Annotated in this window: 1 protein-coding gene; it reads left to right on the forward strand. The window is 72.9% G+C overall.

What is annotated here, in order from left to right:
* The first annotated feature begins 136 nt into the window (after nt 1-136).
* The gene (locus ACJA3G_RS37230) at nt 137-1,063 is read left to right on the forward strand and encodes a LysR family transcriptional regulator (protein WP_406557429.1); all 927 of its coding nucleotides are present in this window, start codon (nt 137-139) and stop codon (nt 1,061-1,063) included.
* Nucleotides 1,064-1,248: the final 185 nt, after the last annotated feature.

Below are 1,248 nucleotides of genomic sequence, written 5' to 3' on the forward strand. Positions count from 1 at the left end.
GCCCCGCCCCGCCCCTCGACCGTTCCGCACAACCACACGCTGACCACCGGTATCCAAGCGAGTGGCGGGCGCCGAAATCAAACAACCGGACGGCCCCGGCCGCACAACCACTGGTTGTCCGCATACGATCTCGGCCGTGGACCTCGATGCCGTGCGTACCTTCGTGACCGCTGCCGACGGGGGGCGTTTCCAGGACGCCGCCGCAGCATTGTCGGTCACCCAGCAGGCCGTCTCCAAACGGATCGCCACCCTGGAGAAGACCCTCGGCGTCCGGCTCTTCACCCGCGGCGCGCGGGGGGCGACGCTCACCATCGACGGGCAGGCGTTCCTGCCCCACGCCCGTGATCTCCTGCGGGCCGAGGAGCGGGCCCTCGCCTCCGTCCGTCCCGGCAGTCGTGCGCTGCGCGTCGACGTGATCGGCCGACGGCTCGCCCCGGCCTCCCTGCTGCGTGACTTCCGCCGGGGGCATCCCGAGGCCGAGCTCGATGTCGTGACGCTCTTCGACGCCGACGCGGCGGTGGACGCCATCCGCTCCGGCACGATCGACGCGTCCTTCCGCGCCGTCACCATGCCCGGCCGGCGCCTTCCCGACGACATCGAGACCGCGCGCGTCTACGACGAGCCCATCCAGCTGCTCACCGGCCCGGCCCACGACCTCGCCTCCGTGCGCGCGGTCGCGCCCGCCGACCTCGCCGGCCGCCGGATCTGGATGCCCGGCCTCGTTCCCGGCACCGAGTGGGGCGCCTACTACGACGCCCTGGCCGCCGCGTTCGCGCTCACCATCGAGATCACCGGCCCCGACTTCGGCACCGAACCCCTGCTGGACACCATCGCCGACTCGCGGTCCCTGGCGACCTTCGTCGGCGAGCGGACCCATCTGGTGTGGCCCGCGGACCACGGTCTGCGCCGCATCGCGCTGCGGGATCCGGTCCCGGTGTACCCCCACTCATTGATCTGGCACCGGGACAACACGCACCCGACGCTGGCCGCGCTCCGCGCCGACCTCCATGCCCGGCGAGCGGGCCACTCCCCGGTCGGGACATGGGCGCCGACGTGGGCCTAGGGCGTGTTGCGAAGAGCGCCGCACGACGTGACGACGTGGTGCACATCCGGCTGCCGGATCAGCCGGTGGCGTCCGAACCCGTACCGGTACCGGTACCGGTACCGGTACCGGTACCCGTACCCGTGGCCGCGTTCGGGAGGGCGTCGAGCCGGGCGGCGAGGTCGGGGTGGGGGCCGGCCAGATAG

It is taken from the genome of Streptomyces sp. YS-3 (assembly GCF_045257485.1).
GTDB lineage: Bacteria > Actinomycetota > Actinomycetes > Streptomycetales > Streptomycetaceae > Streptomyces.